This window comes from Paenibacillus sp. tmac-D7 (genome assembly GCF_006519665.1).
GTDB classification, from domain to species: domain Bacteria; phylum Bacillota; class Bacilli; order Paenibacillales; family NBRC-103111; genus Paenibacillus_G; species Paenibacillus_G validus.
Map to the genome: position 1 here is coordinate 131,240 of NZ_VIDW01000006.1, position 22,866 is coordinate 154,105.

Below are 22,866 nucleotides of genomic sequence, written 5' to 3' on the forward strand. Positions count from 1 at the left end.
GCAGAGCAGGACGGGTGCGAGGGGCCGGCCTGCGCAATACGACCTTCTGCGAGATCAAAAAAGAGGCCCCGGAGGGCCCCGCGATTAATATTGGATGAGTGAAAATATTTCCGCACCGTCCAGTTTTTCTCTACCGTTCAGTTCGAGCAGCTCGATCAGAAACGCTGCCCCTACCACTTCTCCGCCCAACTGCTTCACCAAATTGATCGAGGTCGCGATTGTGCCGCCCGTAGCGAGCAGATCATCGGCGATCAACACTTTTTGCCCAGGCGCAATAGCGTCTTTATGCATCGCCAGCTTATCTTTGCCGTATTCGAGCGCATAATCGGCTTCAATCGTTTCACCGGGCAGTTTACCGCTTTTGCGGATCGGCACGAAGCCGACGCCAAGCGCAATCGCGAGCGGCGCTCCGATAACGAAGCCGCGGGCTTCAGGCCCTGCGATCAGATCGATTTGTTTGCCCTGCAAACGCTCGGTCAGCTGCCCAATGACCTCTCGATAAGCCTGGCCGTTCTTCAATAACGTCGTAATGTCCTTAAAGCTGATGCCAGGCTGCGGGAAATCATTAATAACCCGGATATAATCTTTGAAATTCATACAATTTCCTCCAATAAGGTTTCTCTCGGTTGGTATTCCATTAATTTATCCAACAATTCTTTAGCGGATGAGTACAGCATCGCTTGCTCCACGTCCGGACGCTTCATCCGCGCGCGGTACAACAAGGAGGCGGATAAATCTTTCTTCGTCGCCGATGGGACTAAGCGGTAACCGTCGGCCGTCGGTTCGGCCAGTCCAAGCTCAGCGAAGACCTCCATCATAAACCGGACGAGCGCGGGCGAAAGCCCGGCTCGTTTGGCGATCGCCTGGCAATAACCGGTGCGCGGCGTTTCGTTCTTCTCCAGCCACACTGCGGCGCCGTACACCGTCTTGAACATATCCCGGCCTGGCATGACACCGGCCTGCCGGTCGCTGTCCGTATCGCCGTACACGGCGTAATATCGCTCGACCGCGCCGGCTTGCGAGCCGAGCGCTTCGATTTGTTCCATCGTATCGGGAATCGAGAACAGGACGATATCGCGCGCTTCGGATATAGAGAACTTGCGCGCAAGCTCGTTCTGCGGGTGAAATCTGGCTGAGATGTCGACCGTCCACAACGCCGTATCCGCGCTGAACGGCTTCAAAGCTTCGGGCAGCGAACTGCCGAACGAAACGACCGCAGCCGGCCAATTGCCGGACGCCGCCTGCGCGGGTTTACGCTTCAGTTTCTCCAGCAGCTCGGCTACTTTACGTTCAGGCTTGGCCGCACCCCGCCAATCGAACAGCTGAACGGTCGGCACTCTCAAATCCTGAATCATAATTTGCGGACGCCGGACGCCGTTCCATTCGTTGACCGACAGCTCGCCGAGCACATCCAGGGTGGCGGACGCCGGGGAAATCCATTCCGACAGCGACCCTTTCCCAAAGCCGACCGCTTCCACCGCAGCCGCCGATTCACGGGCGCCGCTTTGCAGCGACAGCTTCAAATGCTGATGCTCCTTCCCGATCGTACGCATCTCATTCAAGGCAAGCCCCGTGAACAACAAACGGGGAGACGGATTGCCTGCGCCGAACGGACCGAGCTGCTCCAGCTGGCGAATGTTCTCCAGGTTAATATCTTCAAAATCGCAAACAAGGTCGGCATGCAGCAGCGGCATGTAATCCTCCGCAGTCAGCCACTCTGCCGCCAGTTTGCACAACCGCTCGCCCAGTTCCGGTAAATTTCCGGCTTCCAGCGTCATTCCCGCAGCCATCTGATGCCCGCCGAAATGATCCATCAGATCGTCGCAGTGCGTCAAAGCCCGGTACATATCGAAGCCCGCGATCGACCGCGCCGATCCTTTGGCCATACCGGTTTCCTTATCGATGCCGAGAATGATCGTCGGCCTGTAGTAACGGTCGACCATCTTCGAAGCCACGATGCCGATGACGCCGACGTTCCAGCCTTCTTGGGCAAGCACGATCGCTTTGGGCAATTCTCCGGCCGCTGCTATAAGCTCCTCTACCATGGCGACGGCCTGCTTCGTCATGTCGTCAACGATGCGCTGACGCTCCTTGTTGAGCTGATCCAGCTCGTTCGCCAGCTGCTCGGCCTCCTGCTCGTTCGTGGTAGTCAGCAGTTGAACGGCCGCATCGGCGCTGAGCAGCCTGCCGCTCGCATTGATGCGGGGCGCAAGCGAGAACCCGATATGCGTCGAGTTTACTTCCTTGACCGCGACGCCGGCGACGCCCAGCAGTGCGCGAATGCCGGCACAGGAAGTCGCTCGCATACGCTCCAGCCCTTGCTTCACCATGATCCGGTTCTCGCCGGTTAGCGGCATTAAATCGGCGATGGTGCCGATCGCCACGTATTCGAGCAGTTCCTCCGGCAGACGGCCGAGCAGCGCTTGCGCGAGCTTGAAAGCGACCCCGACCCCGGCCAGATGCTTATACGGGTACGGACAATCCGGCTTCTTCGGATTGACCAGCGCATAAGCGGCCGGCAGCTGCTCGGGCGGCTCATGATGATCGGTGACGATGATATCGATGCCGAGCGATGCGGCATAAGCCACCTGCTCGACGGCGCTAATACCGGTGTCTACGGTCACGATCAAGCCGATTCCCTGCGCCTTTGCCGCATCCAGGGCAGCCTTATTCAAGCCGTATCCTTCATGAACACGGTGCGGGATATACGTATCGAACGAACAATCGAGCTGGTTCAGCAAGTGCACCATCAGCGACGTGCTGCTCACGCCGTCCGCATCGTAATCGCCGTAAACCCGAATCTTCTCGCCATCGCGAATAGCGCGGCGTATCCGCTCCACAGCCCGGTCCATGCCGTCCAGAAGAAACGGATCATGAGTGCGATCCGTCCCGCCATGTAAATACTCAGCCGCATGTTCGATGTCGGTTATCCCCCGAACCGCCAGCAAACGCGAGAGCAGCGGAGACAGCTGTAAGCTTTGCGCAATCGTCTGAGCTTGCTCCTCTTCCAGTTTACCGACGTTCCATCTTGCTTTAGCCTGAAGCATACGGGCTGTTCCTCCCTATCCCTCCGTTAATGAAGCAGCGTCGGCATGTCATCGTGCCCGGCATCCGTGCTCTTGTACGGATAGCCCGGATCGTACGGATTAACCTGCACGCAAACGTCCGATACGTGGATGAACCGTTTCATTAACGTTTGTTTCACTGTCTTTGCTATCTCATGTCCTTCAAGAATCGTAATTCTCGGATTGACGCTGATCTTCATATCGACGATTACGTAATGCCCGTGTTCTTTCGCCTGCAAATCGTCGATGGAAATGACCCCCTTCACCCGCTGCACCGTATCGAACAGTTCGCGCGAATCTTCCTGGCGCAGCACGCGGTCGGTCGAATGTTGCACCGCTTCCATCATATAGCGGTAGGCCAGGCGCATCACCAGCACCGCAATGAGCAGTCCGGCAATCGGGTCCAAATAATACAGCAAAGGCATCCCTATGTAATGGCCGAGCATCGCTCCCCCAATGCCGATGAAAGCGACGATGGACGAGTAAATGTCGGAACGGTGTTCCCAGGCTCTCGCGATCACCGCCTGGCTCCCGATTTTTTTGCCAACCCTGTATTGATATTGAAACATCGCTTCTTTAATGACAATGGATAAAGCGATAATGACGAACGCCAGCCGGTCCGGCGCTTGCGGAGCTTCTTGACTTAAAGATTTCACGGTGGCGATAACGATCTCTACACCGATCACCGTCGCAAGCACGGATAAAAGGATCGAAACGATCGGACCGCCCGCGCGATGTCCGCGGATTCCGGCGATGGCGCCGGCCGTATCCGATGCCGAATGCAAGGCGTCCGCCAGGAGCGCCTTGCTGTGCGTCGTCATTCCGGCGACGCCTTTCAACACCGTTAATCCCAGATTAACCCCGATTCCGACCCACAGGCCGATTGCAGCTCGTTTCTTATGTTCCTCCGTCATGGGGCACTCCTCCATGAAAGTGATTATCGTTCGATGAAAGACAAGAAATATGTACCGGATAAAAGGGCGAAGCCGCCGCATATTGCCTTGTTGCGGCGGCCATGGCATTGCTTACGCGGCGGCTTTCTTCTTGGATCCGACAGCTTTGTTTTTTAATTCATACCACAGCGGTCCGGCGATACAGACCGAAGAGTAAGCGCCGCTCGTCAAGCCGATAATTTTCGCAAGGGCGAACAGCTTGATCGCCGGGCTGCCGAGAACGAGCAAACACACCGCGGCAATCAAGACGGTAATAACGGTATTGATGTTCCGTTTCATCGTTTGCCAAATACTGTCGTTCAACAGACCGGCCACGTCTTCGGTCGATTTCAGCTTGGCAAAGCGGAGGTTTTCCCGGACGCGGTCGAAAATTACGATTTTATCGTTAATCGAATACCCGATCGTAGTCAAAATCGCCGCCATAAACGGCAGATTCACTTCAAAACGGAAGATCGCGAAGAAGCTGATAACCACAAACGCATCGTGCAGAATCGCAATGATCGAAGCGATCGCGAACCGCCATTCGAACCGTATGGTCACATACAAACAAATCGCAAGGCTGGCCGCGCCAATCGCGAAGAGCGCTTTGTTCTTCTGCTCGATCGCCATATCCGGCGTGACGGTGTTTACTTCTTGCGAGACGTCGCTGCCGTAAACGGCCACAAAGCTCTCCTTAATCTTCTTCACCGTATCGTCGGTCAGAATGTCGTTAAACCGGACGGACAACCGGTTGTTATTGTCTCCGCCAAGGGTCAGGATGGCCGGCTCGGTACCGTTCGACTTGAGCAGTTCTTCCGCTTTCGCCCGATCGATCGATTGGCTGGCCGATATATCCATCGAGGTGCCGGCCCGGAAATCGACACCGTAATTCAACCCCTTAAACATCAGCATGCATGCGCCCAGCGCGCAAATAATCAGGGAAGCGATATAAAAATATTTCCGGTTTTTGACAAAGTCAAAATAATTTTTAAATGCAGAGTTGTTTTTAAAGGGCACGAATTTCCGACTCCTTTACGCCATAGTAAGTAGGCTTTTTAAATACGTTGGCGCGAATCAGCAAGACGAGCAGGAACCGCGCAAGGAAGACGTTCGTTACGACACTCAAGGCGATGCTCAGCATATTCGTCAGCGCAAAGCCCCGAATGGCTCCGTTCCCGATGTAAAAAAGGACGGCGCCGGCAATAATATTCGTAATGTTCGCATCCATGATCGTCCGGAAGGAATGCTTCGAGCCCGATTTCAGCGAGGACAAGATGCTTTTGCCGCTGCGGATTTCTTCTTTGATCCGCTCGGCCGTAATGATATTGGCGTCGACCGCCATCCCGATCCCCAGGATGAAGGCTGCGATGCCGGGAAGCGTCAAGGTCGCATGAATCAGATTGAATACGAGCAGCAGCAGCCAGGCGTATGTAATAATCGTAATCGAGGCGACCAAGCCCGGAATCCGGTAAAAGAAGAGCATAAACAACAAGATGAGAACTGAGCCGACAAGCCCCGCCTTCACCGTCTCCTGCAGCGACAGCTGGCCAAGCGAAGCGCCTACGCTTTGTGTATATTTCTCGGTGAGCTTCAGCGGAAGCGCACCCAAATTAATCGTATCGGCCAGTTTCTTCGCTTCGTCGAATGTAAAGTTACCGGTAATCGTCGCTTTGCCGTCCGTCAGCACCTGCTGCACGATCGGAGAGGAAAGCGGCGTTTCGTCCAAATAAATCGACATCGGTTGACCGAGCAGCTTCTCGGTAACCTTGCGGAATTTCTCTTTGTCTTTAACCTCGATTTGAATCATAGCCCGGTTCGTTTGGTCGAACTGGACTTTGGCCGCGTTCTCGACGAAGTCGCTTCCGATCAATTCCTTCGTTCCGTCCGGACCCCGGAAAGTGAGCTGCGCCGGCTCTTTAATCACCTTGCGCACTTCTTCTTCATTGCTGACCCCTGGAAATTTAACGCGAATCCTGTCGGATCCTTCAGTTGTAACCTCCGGCTCCGTAACGCCCAAAGCGTTCGCGCGCTGCTCCAGGCTGAGCGCCGTTTGGTTAAGAGACTCTCTCGTTACCGGCTTCCCGGCCTCGATCGGCTCCGCTACATACAAAATCTCAAATCCGCCTTTCAAGTCGAGACCGAGCTTGATGTTCTTCACCAGCTGCGGGCTCGTCACTCCAACCGATGCAAATACGATCAGAACTATCGCGACAAATGCGACGATGCGTTTGATGTCCATAACGATCTCCTTCCACCCTCAATAGTCCTATTATACCCACCTGCGAAAATCGAGTCAATTTGCCATCGATCGCCAAAAAGCCCGTTAAACGGGCCCCGGAAAACTCGGGTACGCCTCTTATCTCAAGGCGGATGCGGAAAGCCTGGAAATCAGCAAAAGACTCCCGCTACCGGAAACGGGAGTCTTTGTATATGCTCATCGTCATCCAATTCATAAACGAAGTGACTTTTAACGACAAAATATCATTGACGATCCGGTGCAGCGGCGGCACGCCTTGCTTCTGATACTTATCGCTGACGCACTCCCAAACTTCTTGCCCGGTCACATGCTCATAGCCCAGCATCCGAAACTCCTGCGCCTTGCTTTTGCAAAGATCCTCGATCATCAGGTTAAGCTCGTTCTCGTCCATCTCTGCCGCCGGGTCGTCTTCGGCATAGCCGTCTTCACGCGTCCCGGCCGGCGGTCCGGCAAGCTCTTCCTCCGCGCCCGCAGCCACGCCGATTCCGGGGTCTCCCGGAGCTGGCTCCGGCTCCGCAGCCGCCTCCGCCGTCCCGGCCGTCAGCTCCTGCGCATCTTTAACCGATGTCGCGGCCGCCGTCTCCTGGGAATAGAACAGCTCCATATACGGAACTTCCTGGTCCTTGCCGATATCGCGATTCTCCTCAGGCTTCTCCATCGAACGATCCGGTTCGATATCCGGCGATTCAGGCGATTCCGGGTTCGTCCCGGCGCTGCGATCCTCATATTGCTTGCCGTCTGTCATCCATAACCCCTCCCGGTGCGCAGCCTGCTCATGTTGTATGTAATTCGCTGTGCAACGCTTATTTCCTTCTTCGTCTCCTACAGGGCTTGTATAAAAATGTGTGCATGCGCCCGGACAGGTCCGGCATATCCATTAATAAATAAACCGACGTGGGAAAAGAGGTTATGGCATTGACCAAACAATCATTTATCAAAGGGACGATGATTCTTCTCGCTGCCGGTATTATCAACCGCATTCTGGGCTTCATCCCGCGTATGACGCTGCCGCGGGTCATCGGGCCCGAAGGCATCGGGTTATACCAGATGGGATGGCCTTTTCTCATTGTCATTCTAACGATCGTCACGGGCGGCATTCCGGTTGCGGTGGCCAAGCTTGTAGCCGCTGCCGAAGCCGAGGGCAATGAAGCCCGGGTGAAAAGTATTTTTCGCATCGCGCTTGCCGTCGCCACCGTGTTAGGTCTCTTTTTCACAGGGGTCATTTATATAGGGGCCCGCTGGATTACCGATCATTTGTTCACCGACCCGAGAGTGTACTATACGTTTCTATGCATGACGCCTATCGTGCCGCTTGTTGCCGTATCCTCCGTGCTCCGCGGTTACTTTCAAGGGCGGCAGAACATGATTCCGACCGCCGTTTCGCAGGTGATGGAAACGCTCGTCCGCATCGTGGCCGTACTGGCGTTCGCCTATGCCATGCTGCCCTACGGCCTCGCCTATGCGGCGGCGGGAGCGATGGCCGGCGTACTGGCCGGGGAAATTTGCGCCACGCTCGTGCTTGTGTTTCTGTACAAAAGAGAGCGTCTGACTCCCGAAAGAGGACCGATTCGCGCCCAAATCGGGACAACCCGCCGTCTGTCCCGCATGACCAACCTGAAACAGCTGCTTAAGCTGGCGCTCCCGGTAACGGGGAGCAAGCTCATCGGCTCGGGTTCTTACTTCCTTGAATCGATTCTGATCGTGCAAAGCCTGGCGCTTGCCGGCCTTGCTACGACGGTCGCAACGGCGCAGTACGGCGCTCTGCAGGGGATGATCATTCCCGTGCTCATGCTGCCGGGCGCGTTGACATACTCGCTTGCCGTCTCTCTCGTTCCTTCGCTTTCGGAAGCCGCGGCGCGCGGCGATATGAAGACGATCCATATGCGCCTGCGCCAGTCGCTCAAGCTGGCTCTCGTCACGGGCGCACCGTTCGCCGTTCTGATGTATGTGCTCGCGGAACCGATCTGCGCATACATGTATGCCCAGCCCGGCATCGCCTCGATGCTGAGAATGATGGCTCCGGCCGCCTTGTTCATCTACTTTCAAGCTCCGCTTCAAGCCGCTCTGCAGGCGCTGGACAAACCCGGAGCGGCGCTCGTCAATACGCTGATCGGCTCCGCAGTCAAGCTCTCGTTGATTTATGTGCTGGCGAGCCGTCCCGAATTCGGTATTCTGGGTGCGATTGTCGCCATTACCGTCAATATTATGCTCGTGACGATTCTTCACGGTCACAGCGTTGTCAAGCTGCTGAAATTCCGGATGGTGTCAGGCGACTTTCTCAAGGTCGGGGTATGCATGGCGGGCACAGGCTGGGCCAGCACCGTGGTTATGCACTCGTCCTGGATCGACGACGGCCTGCTGCGATTTCTGGCCTCCTGCTGCACGGGCATGACGCTGTACGTGCTGCTCGCGTTGGTTACCCGCCTGATCGAACGCGACGACTTGTTCCGCATGATCTGGCTCGGCAAGCGTTTCGTCAAATAAGCGTACTAAGCGTCCCTCGTTATCTCTTCTTATCGATAAACCATTTGCCGCGATGGTCGACCGAGCAGAAGAACACATCTTTAAAGTCGTTAATCCCTCTCGACTGCAGTTCCCGCTTCAGCCAAAACCGGGTTTTGCCCAGCTTGGTTAAACTCTCGTCCTGTACCCGTCCGTCCATAATGAGCGGCAGCGGCAGGCCTTCGTAGCGAAAGACCGGCTTCCGATCGCCGTCGCCCGGCGAAGATGGGGGATCGGAACTTTTCTCGGTGACCGTCAGTTTTCCGGAAGGTTCCAAAATGGCGAATTCCACGTCCGCCAGGTTCATCACTTTATTTTCGCGAAGCTGCAGCAGCAAATCGTCCAGATTGTAGCGCTGACGCTTCATCTCCGAACGGTCCAGCTTGCCTTTGTCAACAATGGTGGCCGGGCTGCCTTCCACCCAGCGGCGAAGTTTCTCGCTCTTCAGCGAGAAGAAGGCGATAATCAATTGAATCACCACCAGCGTCGCCATCGGCAGAATGCCTTCGAGCATCGGTTTGCTGACGTCCTCGACCACGAATACCGCGATTTCCGCGATCATGATCGAGATGACGAGGTCGAAAACGGACAGCTTGCCGATCTCCCTTTTACCCATAATGCGCATCGTCAAGAACACAATGATGTAAACCAGTATGGTCCGTAGAAAAAGGATCAACAACTCCAAGCGACATTCCTCCCCGCAGTCGGTTCCATGGGTATTTTGACCTTGGAGAGGAACCCTCATTCGGGAGAAATGTTGGTAACGGGACCTGTACTATTTTGATAGCCAAGCCCATAAAATGGGACTAACCAATCCATCGGGAGGTTGCCATCCTTATGAAACGTTCGCCGCTCTTATCCGGATTGACGTATTCCACTGTCGTCACCTTAGTCGGCACGCTGCTTGCTTCGCTCCTTATGCTCGCCACTGATTTGTCCGAAAGCTCCTGGCTCCGGACCACGCTGTTCATTCACGGGCTGTCGTTGCTGATCGGAGGCTTCGTCACCGGCAAACGGTGCGAATCCAGAGGTTGGTACCACGGCGGGCTGCTCGGCCTGGTCTATACGCTTATTGTGTGGATGATCGGCTTTCTCGCCTACGACAGCGGGCTGACGCAAGAACTGCTGATCCTCTCCGGCATCGTGCTCGTAATGGGCGCACTCGGCGGCATGATCGGGGTCAATGTGAAGAAGTAAGTGAATAAGCCGGCAGCTGCGCAAAAAAGGCGTGCATGCGGCAGAGAATGGCTCTCTGGCGCAAAGTACGCCTTTCTTGTCTCTGGAATTGTTTAACAGTGCGCGCTACTACTTGTCTTCAACGGAAGGCGCCGGGGTTACCGCGTTAATCGCCGAACGTTCGAAGGTCAGTTTCGTCACATCATTGACGCGCAGGACGATCGTATCGTCCGTCAGCTCCACGATAGTGCCGTGCAAACCGCCAATCGTAACGATTTTGTCCCCTTTTTTCACGCTGCTCAACATCATGTTGCGGGTTTTCTGACGTTTTTGTTGAGGACGGATCAGCAGGAAATACAAAACAACAAACATTAGGACGAGCGGTCCATAGGTCATCAAATAACTTTCGATGCCTGCCGGAGCTTGGTTGGCCGTAGCCAAAATCATGATCGTTTCCTCCCTTTTTACCTGGTATATGTATATATGATGGTTGGTTAAAACCCTTTGCTGTTCTCGTCGATGCCGTATTTTGCAAAAAATTCGTCGCGGAAATCAAGCAGCCGGTCTTCTTGAATCGCTTGCCGAACCCCGCGCATCAGTTCGAGTAAGAAATGCAGATTGTGATAAGTCGTCAGCCGTATGCCAAACGTCTCGTCCGCCTTAATCAAGTGGCGAATGTAAGCGCGCGAATAGTTACGGCACGTATAGCAGGAACATTCCGGATCAAGCGGCTGGAAATCTTCGGCGTATTTGGCATTGCGCACAACCATACGGCCGGAGCTTGTCATCACGGTGCCGTTGCGGGCAATACGCGTAGGCAGCACGCAATCGAACATGTCGATGCCGCGAATCGCGCCTTCCAGGAGTGCATCCGGTGAACCGACGCCCATCAGGTAACGGGGCTTGTTCGCCGGCAGCAGCGGAACGGTGTAGTCGAGAACCTCAAGCATCAATGGCTTCGGTTCGCCTACGCTGAGTCCCCCAATAGCATACCCCGGGAAATCCATGGAAGTCAACTCTGCCGCGCTTTGCTTGCGCAAATCTTCGTACATCCCGCCCTGAACGATGGCGAACAACCCCTGATCATGCTTGCGCCCATGCGCCTCCAGGCATCGCGCCGCCCAGCGCGTCGTCCGCTCGAGCGATTGCTTGGCGTAGCTGTGCTCGGCCGGATAAGGCGGGCATTCGTCGAACGCCATGATGATGTCGGAGCCGAGCGCGTTCTGGATCTCGATCGATTTCTCAGGCGAAATGAACAGCTTGTCCCCGTTCAAGTGAGAACGGAATTGAACGCCTTCTTCCGTGATTTTGCGCATCTCGCTTAACGAGAATACCTGGAAACCGCCGCTGTCCGTCAAGATCGGGCGATCCCAGTTCATAAATTTGTGCAAGCCGCCGGCCGCTTTCACGACTTCGTGCCCGGGACGCAGGAACAAATGGTAGGTGTTGCTCAGAATAATGTGCGCATCCATCTGCTTCAGTTCTTCCGGGCTCATCGTTTTGACGGTTGCCTGGGTGCCGACCGGCATGAACGCCGGGGTCTCGATGACGCCGTGCGGCGTATGCACACGTCCGAGCCGGGCGCCGGATTGCTTGCACGTTTTGATAGGTTCATAGGTGATGGCCATTAATCAGTCACTTCTTTCTAATAAATAAACATGGCGTCGCCGAAGCTGAAGAAGCGGTATTCCCGCTCGACGGCTTCCTTGTAGGCCGCGAGCACGCGCTCGCGTCCAGCCAGCGCGCTGATCAGCATCATCAGCGTCGATTTGGGTAAATGGAAATTCGTCAGCAGCGCATCGACAATCTTAAACTCGTAGCCCGGGTATATGAAAATACCCGTCCAACCGCTGCCTGCTTCCAGCGTGCCGTCCAACCGCGCCGCCGTTTCCAGCGTTCGCGCACTCGTCGTGCCCACGGACACCACGCGGCCTCCGCGGGCTTTGGCAGCGCGGATGATGTCCGCCGTCTCCTGCGACACCTCGTAATACTCTTCGTGCATTTCATGCTCTTCGATCGTATCCGCAGCTACGGGGCGGAACGTGCCAAGCCCGACGTGAAGCGTCACATAGGCTAATTGTATACCTTTTTGTTCCAGCCTATGCAGGTAATCTTCCGTGAAATGAAGCCCTGCTGTCGGCGCCGCCGCCGAGCCCTGATGCTTGGCATACACCGTCTGATACCGCTCCCGGTCCGGCAACTGCTCTTTAATATATGGCGGCAGCGGCATCGAACCAAGACGGTCGAGAATTTCATTGAATATGCCCTTGTATGAAAATCGAAGAACCCGCGTGCCCATCTCGCCTTCGGATTCCACAACAGCGGTCAGCATCGGTTCGCCCTCATCGCTTCCCGAATCCGACGTCCCGAAATGAATAAGCGCGCCGGTCTTCAGCCGTTTGCCCGGACGAACGAGCGCCTCCCAGGCGTCTCCTTCGAGCTGCTTCAGGAGCAGCACCTCCGCTTTCGCACCGGTGTCCGGCTTCACGCCAAAGAGCCGGGCTGGAATGACCCTCGTGTCGTTAAGCACGAGCACATCCCCGGCTTGTAGAAAAGATTCCAATTGCTCGAACCCGTAATGCCCGATCTCCCCGGTACGCTTGTTCAGCGTTAGCAGCCGCGAGGCCGTACGATTCTCGAGCGGCGTCTGCGCGATCAACGATTCGGGGAGATGGTAATCAAACAAATCTACCTGCATGAACAACTTCATTCCCTTTACGGTAAAGTGGTGACGGTCACCCCGGAATAGTACGCTTGTAAAATTTTCACATAATCATAGCCCAGCTCGGCATAACCTTTGGCACCCCATTGCGACATGCCGAGTCCATGGCCGAATCCGGTGCCTTTAAACACGAATTGCGTGGTTTTGGAAACCGGCTTTACGTTTCCGTCGGCGCTTAGTACGAAGAACTGTTCCTGCTCGTAAGCTTGAGGCGTACCCGAGCCTCCTGCGAAGTAAAGCGGCGCATCGGAGGCGCTTTGCTCGCGGACAGCGCTTCCTGCTCCCCGTATAGTATACCGTTCCGATTGTTCAATTTCAAACCGCGTGCTGGGCAGCCCGCCGAGCAGCGAACGCAGCGCATCCGGATATGACGCTTTCACGGCTTGTCCGTTGACGGACACTTCCAGCGCACGTCCGGACGGCCCCCGCTTCGTCACCTCGAGGCGGGTAATGCCGCCGGCAGCGGAAGCCGGCAGCGAAGCGCCGAGCTTCTCCCTCAGCCTGCCCTCGTCGAACGGACCGCGAACCCATGCGAACGCGTTCGATTCCATCATTTGGCCGATCACAACGAAGCGGCTGCCGGCATCGACTTTCGCGATAGCGGGATTGGCCGCATTGTCGACAAAGGGTGCCGAACGAATGTTGACCGCGTCCGTCGTCGACTCGTAATAAGGCAGGCCGATCTCATTCTTCGTACCGGTGTCGCGGGCGTAATCCGAATGAATATATCCGGTTAATCCGCTGGGCAGGACGATCCGATACCACGGCTTTTTGCCTGCTTGGGCACCTTCGTCCGGCGACGGCACGCTCTTCAGATAAGGGACGGGGTTGCCCCATACCTCGCTCGAATCGGCCGTCATGCCGCCTGCATTGGAATAGAAGAGCGGGTCGATCAAAGCGTTCTTGTAGGTCAGCACCTGACCTTTGGTCGCATCGACCGCTTGAATCGCAGCGGCGAATTCCGCTTCACGCCCTTTGTACACCTGATCCGCTGTCGAATCGGACACATTCGCAATTTGGTATTTGTCGCCCTGCTTCAACGCGTATGTACGGGCGGCGATCGCCTGCGCCTTCAGCGCTTCCGCCGGCCAAGACGAGTTTAACTCCGAACCGACGACGCTGTATAAATATTGATCAATGGCCAATTCGTTGATGACGGCAAGCTTGCCGTTCAACGTTGTCACCTCGATGCCGCCGCGGTACGAACGGTTCGATCGCTCAGCCACCTGCACGCCTGCTTTCGGATCTACAGGTGCCGCCCACAGCTTGGCTCCGCCGCCGACAACGAAAGCGGTGACCGGCTGTACGGCCCCATCCCCGCTCACGGAAAGCTCGCTGCGCTTGAGCACGTAGCCCGCCGTTTGATCCACGGCCGTCAAGCGGGCTGCAGGCAGTGCGGCGCTTACCTTGTCCTTTAGCGTCTTCAGCGAAGCGTCATCAGCCGCTCCGCCGACCATGACGGCGAAGCCGCCGCCGATGAGCGCCACGTCAGCGTCAAAGCCGGCCTGCACGATCGCATCCGCTTGCGCCTGCGCTTCAGGCTCCGTGGCGTAAACGCCGGCGTTCCAGCCCAGCGGTCCGGCAACTTGGGCGGTTGCATCCGCTTTGGCCGCCGCAGCGGCCGCTTCCTTCGTCGGAAACGGGCCGATATATGCGGCATATGCCGGCTTCCCCTGCTTCGAGCGCTGCACGATGCCCGTACCCGCTCCGCCAACCGCCAGCTTCTGCGCTTGAGCTCTTGCGACGGCTGCATCGGCGCTTTGCGGAAGCAGCGCATAATAGCCGTTCGCATAGGCGCGTACGGCTTCTTTCGCATTCACCTGATGCAGCGGCTTGAAGCCGCTTGCATCGCGCAAGCCGAGCGCGAGTGCGGCCGTGTCCGCGCTCAGCGTAACCGCCGATGCCGGACTGCTGTAACGGCCGGTATCGATAAATAGCGCGACGCGGACGGAAGCCGGCATGGCAGCCGGAATTGCCGCTTGCGCGGCAGGCGCGAGCGGCGTGACCACCGGCGCTGCGAACACGCCGGTCCAGACAACGGCAGCGCACAGCGCCGTCTTGAGACCCGCTCCAAGCGGGCGCCGACCTCGTTCATGATCAACGTTATGACGTTTGGGACTCCCCATGCTGCGTGATTCTCCTCCCCTATTGCAACCGTTGCATCGAGCTGCGATGATGCCGGTTGTCAATCCTATTGCAACCGTTGCATCGAGCTGTGATGATGCCGGTTGTATGGTCTCGCTTCTGTAGCGGTAATGATCCCCTAGTAAATTTTTATGACCGGCTTGGCATGGGCAAGCCCAAATGTTTGCACGCGCTCGCCGTCACCATCCGCCCCCGCGGAGTGCGCTGCAAAAATCCGATTTGGAGCAAATAAGGCTCGTACACGTCCTCAATGGTCTGGCTTTCTTCGCCAATGGAGGCTGCTATCGTGTCAAGACCGACCGGTCCCCCTTGAAAGCTTAGGATTATCGCGCGCAGCATTTTGTGATCGATCTCGTCAAGACCGAGCGGATCGACCTGAATGCTCGACAACGCAGCTTGCGTTATGTCCAGCGTAATGATGCCGTCGCCCTTCACTTGGGCAAAGTCGCGCACCCGCTTCAGCAGCCGGTTGGCGATCCGCGGCGTTCCCCGCGACCGCATGCCGATCTCGTGAGCCGCTTCGCCGACGATCTGCACCTGCAGCAGGTCGGACGTGCGGCTGACGATGTACGACAGCTCATCTACCGTATAATACTCCAAACGGCTGACGACTCCGAAACGATCGCGCAGCGGCGCGGATAGCAAGCCGACACGCGTCGTCGCCCCGACGAGTGTAAACGGCGGCAAGTCGAGCCGCACCGAGCGGGCGCTCGGTCCTTTACCGATAATAATATCCAGCGCGTAATCCTCCATCGCCGGGTATAACACTTCCTCCACCGTGCGGTGCAGGCGGTGGATTTCGTCGATGAACAGCACATCACCTTCCTGCAAATTGGTCAGGATAGCGGCCAAATCGCCCGGCCGTTCGATGGCGGGGCCGCTCGTCGTGCGAAGATTGACGCCAAGCTCGTTCGCGATGATATTGGACAGCGTCGTTTTCCCGAGTCCGGGAGGGCCGTATAGAAGCACGTGATCGAGCGCTTCCTTGCGCATTTTCGCCGCCTCGATATATATTTTCAAGTTTTCTTTCGCTTGCGACTGGCCGATATACTCCGCCAAATAGCGCGGGCGCAGACTGAATTCCATCGTCTGATCTTCCATCATCAAGTTCGCCGATATAATCCGGTCATCCATGCTGCGATTCTCCTTTCTAACCGTTCTTAACGCTGCGTCGGGAGCCGTAACGTCATCTCATCATCGACTGTTGAAACAGCGCCTGCAGCGCCAGCTTCGTCACGGCGTCCGTCGTCTCGCCGCCCTGCAGCTTCGGTTTGATTGCCGCTCCTGCACGGTCCGCTTCCGCCTCGGTGTAACCGAGCGCGAGCAGCGCCGCCTTCGCCTCCGCCCAAGCGCCTCCGCCCAGCGGAGCTGAGGCCGTGTCGGCCAGACTGAAGCCAGCCCCCGCCATATCGTCGTCCGCGGACGTCCAGGCGCCGAGCTTGTCCTTCAGATCAAGCACCATGCGCTGCGCCGTTTTCTTTCCGATTCCGGGCAGCTTTGTCAAGAACGCGACATTCTCCTGACGGATCGCCGAGGCGATCGTCTCCGGCCGCCCGCCCGCCAAGATGCCGATCGCGACCTTCGGCCCGATTCCGCTTACCTCCAGCAGCAGGCGGAACAGCGATTGCTCCTCGCGAGACGTGAAACCGAACAGCAGGTGCGCATCCTCACGCACCTGGTAATGGATATACATCGTCACTTCGCCGCCGTCCTTGCCGTCCTTCGGCGCAACGGCGAACGGATTCGCACAGAACACCCGATAGCCGACGCCCCGCACGTCGAGCACGACATACTCCGTTTCCCGGTGGGCGACGGTTCCTCTTAGAAAGTCGATCATCGCTTGGTTGCTCCATTCATCTTTTGTAAAAGTGTTGCCGAATGCGCGTGGCAAATCGCGACGGCAAGCGCATCCGCCACGTCGTCCGGCTTCGGCACGCTCGATAAGTGCAGGAACATCCTGACCATCTCCTGCACCTGCTTCTTCTCGGCTTTACCGTAACCCACAATCGCCTGCTTGACCTGCAGCGGCGTGTATTCGCCGATCGGCAGTCCCTGCTGCACAGCCGCCAGCATCAATACTCCGCGCGCTTGACCGACGGTCAGCGCGGTCGTTACGTTGCGGTTGAAGAACAGCTTCTCGATCGCCACCGCGTCAGGTTTATATTTGTCTATCAATTGGACCATAGCTTCATAGACTTGCTTCAGACGCACTGAATCTTCGGTATGCGCCTCGGTTTGAATCGAGCCGTACTGGACGGGCACCAATTTATGTCCCTGCTTGTCGATAAATCCGAAACCGACGATGGCGATTCCCGGGTCGATGCCTAATATGCGCACGCGGCTTCCAACTCCCCCGCCCGCTCCTCCGTGAGCCTCTATGACGTTCAAAGGACACCAGAAAGCGAACATATGTATTCACCAGCCCATTATATCAGATTATCCCCCCTATGAACACGCTGTATGGAAGAAAACCGTCCGTCAGGCGCCTCGCACCAGCCCTCCGGTAAGCATTAGAAGAAACTGCGGCGCGTTATGCTCGCCGACTCTGCCATCAGAGCAAAATAACGGCGCTGGATCAACCGCATGCGCACTCGGCCGCAAGCGGATGCTCTCCAAGCCCCGCAGCTATCCCCGGATGGTCATGCGCAGCCGATCCCGTCATCAACGCAAATAAACCTCCTGGACCACTTTATAACGTGGACCGGGAGGTTTATTCCGCTCTGACCCTCATCCAAACCGGGGATGAAACGGGCCAGCCTCTATCGTCCTTCAAGGGGAAGGCGCCCGCTGCATCGCATTCTCCGTCTCCTCCACCGCATAGTCGCTCAACGTGGACAATACGCTGTTGTAATCTTCAAGATCGTGAATACGTATGCCATGGTACAGCTGCCTGACCGTTTCGCGGGGCAGACTGCTTTCCAGGTGCTCAATGTTCAATTGAAAGAACGTGCGCATGACGTTCTCCGTTCCGGAGTTCGGGACGCCTTCGAACAAGGAAAGGTTGCCCTTCGCATCGAGCCCGAAGTACGCCTTTTCCTTGCAGGCCGGCGACAAGTCGTCGATCGACTCCGTGAAGTACACCGTGTTCGTCTCGCCCAGGCTGACCGTTATGGAAGGATGGTTGCGGTAATAATTCATAATGCCGTTCGAATCGAGCAGTCCGATCCGTTCGAGCTCCTCCCCGCACACATAGGCTTTCTTCGAGAATGCTTCCCGTTTACCCTCCATTCCGCTAATGATCTTCCGCACCTCTTCCTCGGGCTGTTTGAACGCCGTCACTTGACGGCTGAATACGGCCCGATCCTGCTGCCATTCTCCCAAATCCCGGGAAAGCGGAGCTTGTACCGCACTACGCGAGAACCAAAGCCACGAAGCAAACACGCCCATTGCGAGCAGCACGACCGCCAAATGCAGCCAGCCGCGTTTAAGGCGAAGCTTTCGTTTCAGTTGTTTTTTGAGCTGATTCCACCATTCTTTCACTTGCATAGGAGATCCCCTCTTGTCTATATCGTTATGATTTACTATTTTTCCCATGGGGATCGACGTTTATACGGAATGGATGTATACTGTGTCTTATGGTAAACAACCCATGAGGGGAAGGATGATGACTTACCTATGCAGTCGCTTTTGAAAGAAGTATGGGCTTGGATCCGTTCCATTGCCGCCGCGTTTGTCCTAACCATCTTGATCGGGATGTTCATATTCCAGCCGACCAAAGTGCTCGGACATTCCATGGATCCGACGCTAAACGATCAACAGCGAATTTACGTTTCCAAACTGTCGCATACGTTCCGGTACGGACCGGATTACGGGGATATCGTCATTATCGACAGCCGGGTGGAGCGCCCCCGCACCTTGAAGGACGATCTGCTGGAGCATCCGCTGCTTCGCCTCCTTCGCGGTGAGGATGACCCGAACATGTACGTGAAACGTGTGATCGGGAAGCCAGGCGACATACTGGAGATGAAAGATAACAGAATGTACCGAAACGGTCAGCCTCTGGACGAGCCTTACTTGAACGAAACGATGGATACTCCCGTTTCACGGCAATGGACCGTGCCGGAAGGCCACGTATTCGTCATGGGCGACAACAGAAACCACAGCAAGGATAGCCGGGATATCGGCTTCGTGCCGATCGACCATGTGCTTGGCATTAAGTTTTAGTTGAATATAAATTAGCTCGCGAACGGAGCCTATCCGGCAAAATGTTCAAAAAGGCAAGCCTTGCAGCAAGGGCATTGCCTTTTTTTATCTTCATTTCAAAATCCACTGATTCAAATCAAAGCCCTTCTGCGCCAGCTTCTCTTCGACTAAAAAAGCTTTCGTCCCTTCCAGCAGCTTCACGCCGGAGTCGGTAAAAGGCACATCCTTGATCCATGAGACAAACACCAATCTTCGCCGAGCCATATTTTTTTATGGTAAATTGATTGCAGTAAAAAGACGGAGATTAGCTACAATAAACTTCTACCTTTGCAGATCATAAGTAACTGACGCTGTATACAGAGGGGGTTGAAGCTTGAACAGGTTTGTAGTCTATATAATTGCCAGTATCGCATGTCTGATCTTACCCATACTCGGTGTTATGTATGGAATATGGGATAGCAACCAATCTAAAACAGGACCAGTAGGCGATGGGAATGCAAATCCTACTATATTTCAATTGATACCAAGTTTTACGATTTTTCTTCTAGGAATCATAAATTTACCCATGGCTATTATCCGCTATAAGAAAAATAAAGAATCAAAAAGCAAAGAGAATTGAACATGAACTTACAATAAAATTGTTACGCTACCTGATACGATAGATTAATTAACTGCCTTTTCAGCGGGCGGTTTTTATTTGGGTCTAAAATCAATAATACACGGTAACACAGCCTTTAAATAAAGGACAAAAAGCCGCCCCCCGTACGCATTCGTTCCGGGAAGACGGCATTTGCTTAGTGAAAAACCGGACAGACTTAGTCGTTTAACCAAGGTCTTGTTCTTTTGACTTTCGGAGGATGATGAGCTTTGCGGCTGTTCCGTTCAATCAAGCTGCTGATGGCGGCGCGGGCCGATTTCCCACGGGCTGGACGCTTCGCCCTCGCGTCTTCTTTCGCAGCCGGAGCGGCGGCCGACTTGCCGTCCTTCGATTTGTGGATCGACAGCGCACGTTCCTCCGCAACCAGAGGTTCCGCCGTCGCAAACGGCATCGCCCCGAGGCCGGGATATACGTTCACCGCGATGCCAGGTTCCGGAAACGGGTAGCCCGCTACGGCATGCGGCAAGATCGGCGACCCGTACGGCGAAGCAGGGTATGCGTCGTACAGATCCCTACCGTAAGGCGTCGGATACATCTCCATCGGCTCCTGATCGTACGGCGTGCCCGGGTACATCCCCATCGGCTCCTGATCGTATGGCGTGCCCGGATACATCCCCATCGGCCCCTGATCGTACGGCGTGCCCGGATACATCCCCATCGGCTCCTGACCGTACGGCGTGCCTGGGTACATCCCCAGCGGCTCCTGGCCGTATGGCGCGTTCGGGTCCGTCGCGAGAGGTTCCTGGCCATATGGCGCGTTCGGGTACGCACCCAGCGGCTCCTGGCCGTATGGCGCGTTCGGATATGCCCCCAGCGGCTCCTGGCCGTATGGCGCGTTCGGATATGCCCCCAGCGGTTCCTGGCCGTATGGCGCGTTCGGGTCCGTCGCGAGAGGTTCCTGGCCATATGGCGCGTTCGGATACGCCTCCAATGGCTCCTGGCCGTATGGCGCGTTCATTTGGGGCAGCGCATAAGGCAGATTCGGTTGACCGCAGCCGCAGCCTTTGCTTGCTGCCGGCGCTTCCCAACTCGGATACGGCGAGTAGGTCACGTTCGGCGTACTCATCGTATAAGGCATTTCTCCGTGCTTTGGCTGGTTCGGAAATACAGGCAGCTCCGGCTCCGTCGCCCAGGGACTTTGCATCATCACTTCCGTTGCCGGCACTTGGAATTGCTGGAACAAGTTCGCTACCGGCGGCATATTTCCGGCATACGTAGGCTCCATAGACGGCATTCCGACATTCGGTGTCGGCATTTCGATATTCGGAGTCGGCATCCCGATATTCGGTGACTGCATCCCGATATTCGGTGACTGCATCCCGATATTCGGTGTCGGCATTTCGATATTCGGAGTCGGCATCCCGATATTCGGTGACTGCATCCCGATATTCGGCGTCGGCATCTGGATATTCGGATACGGCGTAATGCCGGGCGCTTCCTCCTTCAACGGCGCTTGCGGCGCCTCCGGCATCATCGGCGCCTCCTCAACCGGCAGCGGAGATAACGGCATTACGGACGTATCCGCTTTGGCCAAGTGGTGATGCATTGACGGGCCCGTGTCGGATTTCAGCTTCGGAATGTACACGATCTCCCCGGTCATCAGCACGTTCGGATTTTTCAGCTGCTGGTTCGCAGCCACCATATCGGCCAACGGCACGCCCCAAGCTTTGCCAAGCTTCCACAGGGTGTCGCCCTGCACCACGACATGCTTATATAAGTAATCCGTCGGCTGCTGGACAGGCTTAGGCGAATCCGGGATTTTCACCTTCATCCCGACATCGATCACATCGGGATTAGCGATTTGCGGATTGGCGGCAATAAGTTGGTCGAGCTCCACGTGATATTTTTGGGAGAGCTCGTAAAGGGTGTCACCTTTTTTCACAAGATGGATTTTCAATTGCATAAACCTCCTTAGTTTTGCGCTTTGTGCTACCGGAACAAAATGACATTACAGTTTATGCACGAAGGTAGGCATTTGACCACGCAAACTTGAAAAATTTCCATCCTGTCGCTGATAAGGTCCTATTTCCAGGTTTCCCGGATGCCTTGGCTCTAATCTCCGACGATTAGCGCAGAACTGTCCACCTTCCCGCTATACGCTCCGTATGCGATTCAGGCTCGAGCCCCCAACATGACGTTACCCGGCAGTGTTGCCGTTCGCCTGCACTTCCGTATACCGGAACAATTCCTGTGAGCCCGTCCCCCCCTAACCCGAGCCACTTTCCTATCTAACGAAAAAATAGCGGAACTCTGACATCTTATTCCTTATACTTCGCCGCCAAACGGCGTCAATTTTCAGGAATAAGATACTGGAGTTCCGCTATGTTTATCGTAAGGGCACAAACACGCCGCGTTCGGCGGCGGACCGTGAAGGTGCGCGAGCCTACTCGTACACCTTCACGCCGTCTACTTGGACGAGCTTGCGGAATTCCCGCAGCAGGCTCGTCGTGATCGGTCCGGCTTTGCCTTCGCCGATCGTGCGCGCGTCGACTTCGCGCACCGCGATGACTTCCGCCGCCGTACCGGTGAAGAACACTTCATCGGCGACGTACACATCGTGCAGCGTGAAGGGCTCTTCCTTCAGCTTATAGCCGAGCTTGCCGCACAGCTCGATAATGGCTGCGCGGGTAATACCTTCCAGCGCCCCGCAGTAGCAGGGCGGGGTAAACACAACGCCGCGTTTGACGATAAAGATATTGTCGGACGAGCCCTCGGCTACGTAGCCTTGCGAATTCAGCATGATCGCTTCACCCACGCCGGCAAGGTTCGCTTGAATTTTCACCAAAATATTGTTCAGGTAATTCAGTGATTTGATCTTCGGATTGAGCGCGTCGGGCACGTTGCGGCGCGTCGAGACGGACACCGTCCTCAGCCCGTTGACGTAAGCTTCTTCCGGGTAAATCGCCAGCTGTTCCACGATGATAATGACATTCGCCTTCGGGGAACGGCGCGGGTCGAGGCCGAGATCCCCGGGTCCGCGGGAGACGACCAGCCGAATGTACCCGTCGCGCAGCTCGTTGCGGCGAATCGTTTCGACAAGCACGTCCTGCATCTCGCCAAAGGTCAGCGGGATTTCAAGCATGATCGACTTGGCCGAATCGTACAGCCGGTCCAGATGTTCCTTGCATTTGAAGATGTTGCCGTTATAAACCCGAATGCCTTCGAAAATACCGTCTCCGTACAAAAAACCGTGGTCGTACACCGAAATTTTAGCGTCCTCTTTGCTCACAAAGCCGCCGTTCAAGTAAATGACTTGGGCCACGTTC

The 22,866-nt window shown here is 55.9% G+C and carries 22 protein-coding genes; 4 read left to right on the top strand and 18 right to left on the bottom strand.

All coding sequences use genetic code 11. The annotated features are described in order from the left end of the window. Positions 1–84 precede the first annotated feature (84 nt). The 6 genes from FKP33_RS06570 to FKP33_RS27960 form a co-directional block, all read right to left on the bottom strand. Positions 85–597 (bottom strand): adenine phosphoribosyltransferase, encoded by a 513-nt coding sequence (locus FKP33_RS06570; protein ID WP_054799929.1) that lies wholly within the window; start codon positions 595–597, stop codon positions 85–87. After that, positions 594–3,047 (bottom strand): single-stranded-DNA-specific exonuclease RecJ, encoded by a 2,454-nt coding sequence (gene recJ / locus FKP33_RS06575; RefSeq protein WP_127607074.1) that lies wholly within the window; start codon positions 3,045–3,047, stop codon positions 594–596. The genes FKP33_RS06570 and recJ overlap by 4 nt, the downstream gene beginning before the upstream one ends. A gap of 26 nt (positions 3,048–3,073) precedes the next feature. Continuing rightward, the gene (locus FKP33_RS06580; RefSeq protein ID WP_127607072.1) at positions 3,074–3,979 is read right to left on the bottom strand and encodes a cation diffusion facilitator family transporter; all 906 of its coding nucleotides are present in this window, start codon (positions 3,977–3,979) and stop codon (positions 3,074–3,076) included. A gap of 111 nt (positions 3,980–4,090) precedes the next feature. After that, on the bottom strand, positions 4,091–5,014 hold the full coding sequence (gene secF, locus FKP33_RS06585; RefSeq protein WP_127607070.1) for a protein translocase subunit SecF: 924 nt from the start codon (positions 5,012–5,014) through the stop codon (positions 4,091–4,093). Beyond that, positions 5,004–6,236: a protein translocase subunit SecD gene (secD, locus tag FKP33_RS06590; RefSeq protein WP_127607068.1), complete on the bottom strand. Its 1,233-nt coding sequence runs from the start codon at positions 6,234–6,236 to the stop codon at positions 5,004–5,006. Before secD ends, secF begins: the two co-directional genes overlap by 11 nt. 166 nt (positions 6,237–6,402) lie before the next feature. Further along, the gene (locus FKP33_RS27960; protein WP_306439340.1) at positions 6,403–6,999 is read right to left on the bottom strand and encodes a post-transcriptional regulator; all 597 of its coding nucleotides are present in this window, start codon (positions 6,997–6,999) and stop codon (positions 6,403–6,405) included. Between the two features lie 170 nt (positions 7,000–7,169). Here FKP33_RS27960 and spoVB point away from each other — a divergent pair, with 170 nt between their 5' ends. Beyond that, entirely contained in the window at positions 7,170–8,738 is a 1,569-nt protein-coding gene (gene spoVB / locus FKP33_RS06600) for a stage V sporulation protein B (RefSeq protein WP_127607066.1), read from the top strand. A 19-nt stretch (positions 8,739–8,757) separates the two neighbouring features. Here spoVB and FKP33_RS06605 read toward each other — a convergent pair whose 3' ends face one another. Beyond that, the gene (locus FKP33_RS06605; RefSeq protein ID WP_054797604.1) at positions 8,758–9,441 is read right to left on the bottom strand and encodes a DUF421 domain-containing protein; all 684 of its coding nucleotides are present in this window, start codon (positions 9,439–9,441) and stop codon (positions 8,758–8,760) included. Positions 9,442–9,593: 152 nt separating this feature from the next. Between FKP33_RS06605 and FKP33_RS06610 the strand changes: the two genes are divergently transcribed. Beyond that, a complete protein-coding gene (locus FKP33_RS06610; RefSeq protein WP_054797603.1) occupies positions 9,594–9,953 on the top strand; it encodes a TIGR04086 family membrane protein in 360 nt (119 codons plus the stop codon). Positions 9,954–10,061: 108 nt separating this feature from the next. On the opposite strand, the gene yajC is transcribed toward FKP33_RS06610, so the two are convergent. From yajC to FKP33_RS06650, 8 genes are all read right to left on the bottom strand, one after another. After that, positions 10,062–10,382, bottom strand: coding sequence for a preprotein translocase subunit YajC (yajC, locus tag FKP33_RS06615; protein ID WP_372813111.1), 321 nt, complete (start codon positions 10,380–10,382; stop codon positions 10,062–10,064). A gap of 44 nt (positions 10,383–10,426) precedes the next feature. Then, positions 10,427–11,560, bottom strand: a complete 1,134-nt coding sequence (gene tgt, locus FKP33_RS06620; RefSeq protein WP_127607062.1) for a tRNA guanosine(34) transglycosylase Tgt — start codon at positions 11,558–11,560, stop codon at positions 10,427–10,429. Between the two features lie 17 nt (positions 11,561–11,577). Beyond that, positions 11,578–12,630, bottom strand: coding sequence for a tRNA preQ1(34) S-adenosylmethionine ribosyltransferase-isomerase QueA (gene queA / locus FKP33_RS06625; RefSeq protein ID WP_141334277.1), 1,053 nt, complete (start codon positions 12,628–12,630; stop codon positions 11,578–11,580). A 17-nt stretch (positions 12,631–12,647) separates the two neighbouring features. Continuing rightward, entirely contained in the window at positions 12,648–14,780 is a 2,133-nt protein-coding gene (locus FKP33_RS06630) for a SpoIID/LytB domain-containing protein (protein ID WP_230875895.1), read from the bottom strand. Positions 14,781–14,928: 148 nt separating this feature from the next. Continuing rightward, positions 14,929–15,933, bottom strand: coding sequence for a Holliday junction branch migration DNA helicase RuvB (gene ruvB, locus FKP33_RS06635; RefSeq protein ID WP_054798585.1), 1,005 nt, complete (start codon positions 15,931–15,933; stop codon positions 14,929–14,931). Positions 15,934–15,985: 52 nt separating this feature from the next. After that, positions 15,986–16,636, bottom strand: a complete 651-nt coding sequence (gene ruvA / locus FKP33_RS06640; RefSeq protein ID WP_141334279.1) for a Holliday junction branch migration protein RuvA — start codon at positions 16,634–16,636, stop codon at positions 15,986–15,988. Then, the gene (gene ruvC / locus FKP33_RS06645; protein ID WP_054798592.1) at positions 16,633–17,136 is read right to left on the bottom strand and encodes a crossover junction endodeoxyribonuclease RuvC; all 504 of its coding nucleotides are present in this window, start codon (positions 17,134–17,136) and stop codon (positions 16,633–16,635) included. The genes ruvA and ruvC overlap by 4 nt, the downstream gene beginning before the upstream one ends. 432 nt (positions 17,137–17,568) lie before the next feature. Beyond that, complete coding sequence (locus FKP33_RS06650) at positions 17,569–18,285, bottom strand: BofC C-terminal domain-containing protein (protein WP_141334281.1); 717 nt, start codon at positions 18,283–18,285, stop codon at positions 17,569–17,571. Between the two features lie 129 nt (positions 18,286–18,414). On the opposite strand from FKP33_RS06650, the gene lepB reads away from it, so the two are divergent. Continuing rightward, positions 18,415–18,963, top strand: coding sequence for a signal peptidase I (lepB, locus tag FKP33_RS06655; RefSeq protein ID WP_054798587.1), 549 nt, complete (start codon positions 18,415–18,417; stop codon positions 18,961–18,963). 90 nt (positions 18,964–19,053) lie between these two features. Here lepB and FKP33_RS27615 read toward each other — a convergent pair whose 3' ends face one another. Further along, entirely contained in the window at positions 19,054–19,188 is a 135-nt protein-coding gene (locus FKP33_RS27615) for a hypothetical protein (RefSeq protein WP_258313386.1), read from the bottom strand. A gap of 127 nt (positions 19,189–19,315) precedes the next feature. On the opposite strand from FKP33_RS27615, the gene FKP33_RS06660 reads away from it, so the two are divergent. Beyond that, on the top strand, positions 19,316–19,561 hold the full coding sequence (locus FKP33_RS06660; protein ID WP_141334283.1) for a hypothetical protein: 246 nt from the start codon (positions 19,316–19,318) through the stop codon (positions 19,559–19,561). A gap of 196 nt (positions 19,562–19,757) precedes the next feature. Here the strand turns inward: FKP33_RS06660 and FKP33_RS06665 are convergent, their stop codons facing one another. Both FKP33_RS06665 and ilvE read right to left on the bottom strand, forming a co-directional pair. Continuing rightward, positions 19,758–21,497 carry a LysM peptidoglycan-binding domain-containing protein gene (locus FKP33_RS06665; protein WP_181410060.1) on the bottom strand — a complete coding sequence of 580 codons (1,740 nt, stop codon included), beginning with the start codon at positions 21,495–21,497 and terminating at the stop codon, positions 19,758–19,760. A gap of 486 nt (positions 21,498–21,983) precedes the next feature. Next, on the bottom strand, positions 21,984–22,862 hold the full coding sequence (gene ilvE / locus FKP33_RS06670; protein WP_141334287.1) for a branched-chain-amino-acid transaminase: 879 nt from the start codon (positions 22,860–22,862) through the stop codon (positions 21,984–21,986). Positions 22,863–22,866 lie beyond the last annotated feature (4 nt).